This is a genomic window from Denitrobacterium sp. (genome assembly GCF_056180635.1).
This window is the reverse complement of record NZ_JAZZJS010000085.1, coordinates 1-7,254: the sequence shown is the minus strand read 5'-3', so window position 1 is coordinate 7,254 and position 7,254 is coordinate 1. Positions and strand designations below refer to the sequence as shown.

At 61.3% G+C, this 7,254-nt stretch carries 9 protein-coding genes; 1 reads left to right on the top strand and 8 read right to left on the bottom strand.

What is annotated here, in order from left to right; genetic code table 11:
• Together AC04P6_RS08370 and AC04P6_RS08365 are read right to left on the bottom strand one after the other, a co-directional pair.
• Positions 1–1,696: AIR synthase-related protein (locus tag AC04P6_RS08370; protein WP_475566168.1), on the bottom strand; the 1,696-nt coding region annotated here is incomplete at its 3' end.
• Between the two features lie 53 nt (positions 1,697–1,749).
• Entirely contained in the window at positions 1,750–2,079 is a 330-nt protein-coding gene (locus AC04P6_RS08365) for a hypothetical protein (RefSeq protein WP_475566167.1), read from the bottom strand.
• Between the two features lie 63 nt (positions 2,080–2,142).
• On the opposite strand from AC04P6_RS08365, the gene AC04P6_RS08360 reads away from it, so the two are divergent.
• On the top strand, positions 2,143–3,048 hold the full coding sequence (locus tag AC04P6_RS08360) for a polysaccharide deacetylase family protein (RefSeq protein ID WP_475566166.1): 906 nt from the start codon (positions 2,143–2,145) through the stop codon (positions 3,046–3,048).
• A gap of 59 nt (positions 3,049–3,107) precedes the next feature.
• Here the strand turns inward: AC04P6_RS08360 and AC04P6_RS08355 are convergent, their stop codons facing one another.
• From AC04P6_RS08355 to AC04P6_RS08330, 6 genes are all read right to left on the bottom strand, one after another.
• Positions 3,108–3,641 carry an adenine phosphoribosyltransferase gene (locus AC04P6_RS08355; RefSeq protein WP_475566165.1) on the bottom strand — a complete coding sequence of 178 codons (534 nt, stop codon included), beginning with the start codon at positions 3,639–3,641 and terminating at the stop codon, positions 3,108–3,110.
• A gap of 135 nt (positions 3,642–3,776) precedes the next feature.
• Positions 3,777–4,733, bottom strand: a complete 957-nt coding sequence (locus AC04P6_RS08350) for a magnesium transporter CorA family protein (RefSeq protein ID WP_475566164.1) — start codon at positions 4,731–4,733, stop codon at positions 3,777–3,779.
• Between the two features lie 298 nt (positions 4,734–5,031).
• On the bottom strand, positions 5,032–6,105 hold the full coding sequence (locus AC04P6_RS08345; protein ID WP_475566163.1) for a type IV pilus twitching motility protein PilT: 1,074 nt from the start codon (positions 6,103–6,105) through the stop codon (positions 5,032–5,034).
• A gap of 11 nt (positions 6,106–6,116) precedes the next feature.
• Entirely contained in the window at positions 6,117–6,608 is a 492-nt protein-coding gene (locus tag AC04P6_RS08340; protein ID WP_475566162.1) for a hypothetical protein, read from the bottom strand.
• Positions 6,608–6,991 carry a hypothetical protein gene (locus tag AC04P6_RS08335; protein ID WP_475566161.1) on the bottom strand — a complete coding sequence of 128 codons (384 nt, stop codon included), beginning with the start codon at positions 6,989–6,991 and terminating at the stop codon, positions 6,608–6,610. Before AC04P6_RS08335 ends, AC04P6_RS08340 begins: the two co-directional genes overlap by 1 nt.
• On the bottom strand, positions 6,991–7,254 hold a 264-nt coding region (locus AC04P6_RS08330; protein WP_475566160.1), incomplete at its 5' end, for a DUF4860 domain-containing protein. The genes AC04P6_RS08330 and AC04P6_RS08335, both read right to left, overlap by 1 nt.

Sequence of the window (7,254 nt, the reverse complement as noted above, 5' to 3'; positions counted from 1 at the left end):
CTTCCTTGGCGTATGCGAGGAACTCTTCCACGTCGGCGGCGTCCAGAGCCACGGCCATGCGCTCCTGGCTTTCGGAAATGGCAAGCTCGGTGCCGTCCAGGCCGTCGTACTTCTTGGGCACGGCGTTCAGGTTCACGTGCAGGCCGTCGGCCAGCTCGCCGATGGCAACGCTCACGCCACCTGCGCCGAAGTCGTTGCAGCGCTTGATGAGGCGGCATGCGTCGCCCCTGCGGAACAGGCGCTGGAGCTTGCGCTCGACGGGCGCGTTGCCCTTCTGCACTTCTGCGCCGTCCTTTTCGAGCGACTGCGTGTTGTGGGCCTTGGAAGAACCCGTGGCGCCACCGATGCCGTCACGGCCGGTGCGGCCGCCCAGCAGCACGATGACGTCGCCCGGGGCGGGCGTCTCGCGGCGCACGTGGTTGGCGGGCGTGGCTGCCACTACGGCGCCGATTTCCATGCGCTTCGCCATGTAGCCCGGGTGGTAGATTTCGTCTACCTGGCCCGTGGCCAGGCCAATCTGGTTGCCGTAGCTGGAATAGCCAGCAGCGGCGGTGGTGACGATCTTGCGCTGCGGCAGCTTGCCGGGCAGCGTTTCGGAAACGGGGGCCAGCGGGTTGGCGGCACCCGTTACGCGCATGGCCTGGTAGACGTAGCTGCGGCCCGAAAGCGGGTCGCGGATGGCGCCGCCCACGCAGGTGGCTGCGCCGCCGAACGGTTCGATTTCGGTGGGATGATTATGCGTCTCGTTCTTGAAGAGGAACAGCCAGTCTTCGTCGACGCCGTTCACGTCGACCGTCACCTTCACGGTGCAGGCGTTGATTTCCTCGCTCTCGTCGAGACCGGTGAGAATGCCCTGCGATTTCAGGTACTTGGCGCCGATGGTGCCCATGTCCATGAGGCAGATGGGCTTTTCGGTGCGGCCCAGTTCCTCGCGCATCTCCAGGTAGCGGTTGAATGCCTGGCGCACGGTTTCGTCGTCGATCTGAACCTCGTCGAGCTGGGTGCCGAACGTGGTGTGGCGGCAGTGGTCGCTCCAGTAGGTGTCGATCATCTTGATTTCCGTGATGGTGGGGCAGCGGCCCTCTTCGCGGAAGTATTCCTGGCAGAATGCGATGTCGGCCAGGTCCATGGCAAGGCCGCGGTCGGCGATGAAGGCGGACAGTTCGCCCTCGTCCATGGTGAGGAAGCCGTCGATAACCTCGACGGGACCGGGCTCGGGGTAGTTGCCCTCGAGCGTTTCGACCGGTTCAAGGGAAGCTTCGCGCGCTTCCACGGGGTTGATGACGTAGCTCTTGATGCGGTCGATATCCGCCTGCCCCAGGCTGCCTTCGAGCAGGTAGACCTTCGCGCTGCGCACTGTGGGGCGCTCGCCCTGGCTGATGAGCTGGATGCATTCGCTTGCGCTGTTGGCGCGCTGGTCGAACTGGCCGGGCAGGAATTCCACGGCGAATACGGCTGCGGCGCCGGTGCATTCATCGTGCAGCGAGCGGTAAACCACGTCGCTCTGCGGTTCGCTGAATACGGTGGGAATGCAGGATTCGAACAGCTCGCTTGCCGCGCCTTCGACGTCGTAGCGATTGACGAGGCGCAGTCCGTCGAGCCCTTTCACCCCCAAGATATCCTGGAGCTCATGCAGAAGCTGCTGCGCTTCCACATCGAAGCCGGGTTTTTTCTCGACGTAGATACGTGAAACCATGTGCGGAGCCTTTCGTTGTGGTTTCGTTTGGGCAAACGGAATGCGCGGATGCGCTAGCGATTCTTCTGGGCGTTCAGTTTTTCCCACTCGCGGTTGATGTCTTCCTCGCTGAGGTTTTCCCAATCTTTGTGATATCGGCCTTCGGAGTCGTACGCTGCCGGGTCGCGACGGGCGACGATCCACGAACGGTGCTTCTGCTGGAAGTACGTGACCACGATTACCAGCACGAGGGCCACTACCAGAAGAATGTTCTTCGCGAGTTCCTGGGGAACGATGAAATATGCGACGAATGCCGCGATGGTGACTACGGCGGACAGGTTGCGGCGGAGCGCGAACGGGTTCGTCTCCTGCTCGGCGGTCTGCTGATTCTTCGGTTCTGCCATACTTTGCCAATCTATGTGGGGTACGATGAGAACATTCTACGACAAGGTACTGGGGGAGGAATCGTGAAGAACCGTCTATGCAAATGGGCTACATGGTTTGCTGCATCGATGTTGCTCGTGTGCGCGCTCGTTGGGTGCGCGCAGGCACCGCAGGGCGCCGCGGGCGAAGATGACGTGGATGCCGTTGCGTCTTCTGGCGTTTCCGACGCGGGCGCTTCTTCCGTTTCCTCTGCTAGCGAATCCTCTTCGCCTTCCACGTACAATGCTGCGGAAGACACGCGCGCCCAGGAATTCGCGGTCGACCCCAACGCGAACACGGAATGGCGCACGAAAACCGACGGCACGAAGACCATCTGGCTCACGTTCGACGACGGCCCGTCTGAAAACACCCAGACCGTGCTGGACATTCTGGATAAGTACGACGTGAAGGCCACGTTCTTCGTAACGGGCATCAAGCCCGAATACGCCTACATGATCAAGAAGGCCTACGAGCGGGGGCACACCATCGGACTGCATACCTATTCGCACGACTACGCAACCGTGTACGCTTCGGAAGACGCGTACTTCAAGGACCTCGACGCCGTGGGCGCGCTGGTGGAAGAGCAGATTGGCTACGTGCCCTGCTTCATCCGCTTCCCGGGCGGCTCGTCGAACGCCGTTTCGGCGGAGTACACGAAGGGTATCATGAGCGCCCTGGTGCAGGACGTGCAAGATCGCGGCTACCAGTACTTCGACTGGAACATTAGCTGCGGTGACGGCGCCTCCGGGCATACCTCCGAAGAACTTGCCGAAGCCGCCTGCGATGGCGACGACTACACGAACATCGTGCTTCTGATGCACGATTCGTCGGGCAAGGAGGCCACGGTGGAGGCCCTACCCACCATCATCGAGCATTACCAGCAGCTGGGGTATACGTTCAAGGCCATCGACCGCAGCGCCCTGGCAAGCCATCACGGCGTGAACAACTAGCAATGAAAAACGCCCCGCTTGGAAGCGGGGCGTTCGTTTTAGCGGATGTGCTGCGGCGCTTAGTTGACGTGCACGAGCGAGAAGATCTCGCAGTCGGTCGCCTTGTTCACCACGTCGCGCGGGTTCAGGTAATCGAGCTCCATGAGGAAGGCCATGCCAGCCAGGGTGGCGCCGAACTTGGAGAGCAACTCTACCTGGGCAACGGCCGTGCCGCCGGTGGCGATGAGGTCGTCGACCAGAAGGATGCGGTCGTCCTTCGTGATGGCATCGGTGTGAACCTGCAGTTCGTCGGAGCCGTATTCCAGGCCGTACTGCTGCGTGTAGACTTCGCGGGGCAGCTTGCCCGGCTTGCGCATGGGAACGAGGCCGGCGTTCAGCTTGTACGCGACGGGTGCGGCGATGATGAATCCGCGTGCTTCAGCGCCCACGACCTTGGTGATGCCCTGGTCCATGAAGTGGTTCGCCAGCTCGTCGACGCAGCGCTGGAACCCTTCGGGGTCGCGCAGGAGCGTCGTGATGTCCTTGAATATAACGCCGGGCTGCGGGTAATCCGGAATGCTCACGATCTTGCTGCTGAAGTCGAATTCGGCCATTGATGGTCCTTCCTGAGGTAATAATCCGCGCATATTTTCGCACGTTTTGAGCGCAATGGAAGCCAGATGCGCAAAGTGAGCACGGTTTCGATGGGGCGAACGGTGAGCTGGGGCGTTCGCGCGCCAGCGTAGTGCTTACTTGAACAGGTTATTCGTTCGGAAGTAGAGGATGGCCGCCGCCATGCCCACCACGGCAAGGCCCAGTGGTAGGAAGCACGTTTCGGTGAGGGGAAGCCCATCGACGTTCATGCCGTAGAAGCTGAAGATGATGGTGGGAATGGCCAGCACGATCGTCACGATGGTGAGCGTGCGCATGACCAGGTTCAGATTGTTGCTGATGACGCTGGAGAACGTGTCCATCGTGCCGTTTAGAATGCTGCTGTACACCGTGCACATCTCGGTTGCCTGGCGAATCTCGATGAACACGTCGTCGAGCAGGTCTTTGTCGTCCTCGTAGAGGCGCACCACGCGCCCCGATTTGATGCGCGTTAGCGTGGTTTCGTCGCCGCGTAGCGACGTGCTGAAATACACGAGCGATTTCTCCAAGCCCAGCATCTTCACGAGTTCGCTGTTGCGCATCGTCTGGTGCAGGATTTTCTCGTTCTTGGTGAATTGGCGGTTGATGCTGCGCAGATAACGCAGGTAGCGCTGCACGGTGTTCGAGAAGATCTGCAGCAGGAATCGCGTGCGGTGATGCGTGTTGAAATCGGCGACCTTTCCCACGGCGAACAGGCTGAGCGTGGGGTTTTCCTTCAGGCTGATGGTGACGATCATATCTTGCGTGCGTAGGAAGAGCACGGTAAGCGGATGCGTGTCGTACTGCGTCATCAGCGGGTCTTCGGCTTCGGATGCGTCTTCCACGAAGGGGCAGTCGACGATGACGAGCGTCTGGCCCGTGTCTTCGTCGTAGTCGACGTGGGAGGTTTCCTCGTCGTCGAGCGCCGACTTCACGAACTCGTCGATGACGCCCAGTTCATTTTCCAGCCACGCGCGGTCTTCGGCGGTGGGGGAGACGACGTTCACCCAGCAACCAGCCTCGGGCTGGTCGATAGCGTGCGTTCCCGTTTCATCGGTGAGGAAGAACTCGATCATCACGCACCCCTTTCGCCTGGATTAAAGCCGCGCCAATTATACACGAGCTCGCGACCGGCAGCGAAACCAACATGTCGCTCTGCATGAGCATCGACGATTTCGGCAGGCTATTCGGTAATTGTGCGGGTCTTTCGGGGCGTATGCCCAGCGACGAGTCCTCGATAGTGACGAGCGCTTCGTCGCGCTCTTGAACATGCGTCGTGTCAGGCGCGTTCCTCTGGGGCTTTCATGAAAGCTGTCGAGTAGCGAGCACGAAAAAGCGGGAGGGGCGACCCTCCCGCTTGCGTTTTGCTGGTTGTTACAGGCCCTCGATTTCCATGCGCCTCGCAAGCGCTTCGGCGTGGATGCTGTAGCGCAGGGCGATTTCCTTTGCAATCTTCCCCTCTTTCACCAGGGCGAACAGGCTCTGGTCCATGGTGCGCATGCCTTCGTTGCGCGAGCTGGCGATGACGGAGTCGATCTGGTACGTCTTCTGCTCGCGGATGAGATTGCGGATAGCCGTGTTCGTGTGCATGATCTCGAATGCGGGGAGCATGCCGCCGTCGAGAGCGGGCACGAGCTGCTGGCACACGATGGCCTGCAGCACGAGAGAGAGCTGGACGCGAATCTGGTGCTGCTGCGAGGCGGGGAAGGCGTCGATGATGCGGTCGACGGTGCCCGACGCGCTGGTGGTGTGCAGCGTGCTGAAGATGAGCTGGGCCATTTCCGCGGCGGTCATGGCCGTGCCGATGGTTTCGTAGTCGCGCATTTCGCCCAGGAGCATGATGTCGGGGGCCTCGCGCATGGCCGAGCGCAGCGCCTCGCCGTACGTTGCGATGTCGGTGGGCACCTCGCGCTGCGTGACGATGCAGCTGCCGTGCCTATGCACGTACTCGATGGGGTCTTCCATGGTGATGATGTGACCCTCGCGCTGATGGTTCATGCGATCGATGATGCAGGCGAGCGTGGTGGACTTGCCGGCGCCGGCTGGGCCGGTTACCAGCACCAGGCCCTTCGAGAGGTCGGCGAGCGAGAGAACGTCTTCGGGAATGTTGAAGTCCTCGGGCTTGGGAAGGCCGAAGGGGATGACGCGGATGATTGCGGAAAACGAACCACGCTGGCGGAAGATGTTCGCGCGGAAGCGCCCCACGCCCGGAATGGCGAAGGAGAAGTCTTCGTCGTGGTTCGCGTTCTGGGCGAACAGGTTGATGTCGCGCCCGGCGATGCGGTAGATCGACTCGACGATGGCCTTCGTGTCGGCGGGGCGCAGCGGCTCGGTGTCGCAGCGCACCTGGCGTCCGCTTACCCGGAACGAGATGGGCAAACCGGCCACCACGAAGATGTCGGAGGCCCCCGCCTCAATCATGTGCTGCAAGAGTTCTTCGAGTTCCATCTATGCTCCTTTTAGTTCGAGACGCCCGACCACAAGGTGTCTTCTTCGGCAGTGTTGACGATGGCCGTCATGTTCCATTGGGTTATGTCGTAGGTTCGATTGCTCTGGATGTTCAGCTCGATGACGAGCGTGCGTCCGCCTTCGCAGGTGAATTGCGCCGAAACGACGGTGCCCGTAACCGATGCGGTTGCGCTCACGTCTTCCGAGGAGGCGTTGCGCGCCGCTTCGAGCGCGTCGTCGATGTTCGCGTTTACCTGTTGGGCGAGTTCGGTGGAGGTGGTGGCCGACGATGCGGAAAGCACGCCGTCGACCTGGGCGAGGAATGTCTGCGCGCAGGTTTCCTCGGCGTAGGCCTTCGCGGTGGCGTCGGCTTGGCGCTGCGCGAGCGTGTGCGATGCGTTCGCCGTGGTTACCGTGAGCACGGCGAGCACCGCCAGGCTCACGATGGCGATGTAGGTGATGAGCGAAAGGGGGCCGATACGCAGGCGTTTTCCCATGGCCATTAGCTCGTCACCTCGCTAACGTAACGCGCGGTGGATATGTCGTATACGCTGCCGCTTTCGTTGGCAACGGTGATGTGCGCGTTGTAGAGCGTGCCGCCGCTTTCCCTAGACTGGGTAACGTTGCAGGTGACGGTGAAATCGCCCTGCTTCGTACTGGGTGCGATGCCCGTTGGGTCGGCCGAGAATTCCTCGGCAGTGTTGGTGGCGAGCATGATGGCCTGCTCGAGCTGTGCGGACTGCTGCGACGTAGTGGTTGCGCGTGCGAAGAGCTGCGTGAACACGGCTAGCGCGCCCACCAGGAACACGAGCAGGATGATGGCTTCGATGGTGAACGCCGCGTGGGAAAAGGACGTGCGCTCGATGCGTGCAGTGCGCCGTTCCATTAGGCACCCCCTTGCTCGCTGCGCAACGCAACGTGCGATGTGCCCTGGTCGGTGGTAATGGACAGGATGCCATTCTCGTACGAGAAGTCGAATACGCTCGAAGGCAGTAGCTCGGTGGCCTTTTCCGGCGTGTATGCGGCGTTGGCCAGGGCGTATTCTTGCACGATGGCGCCGTGGTACAGGTAGATGCGCGTTTCGTACGTGCCTGAATCAAGACGTTCCACTAAGACGAGCGCCTTGCCTTCGGGCCCCTGCGCGCTTGC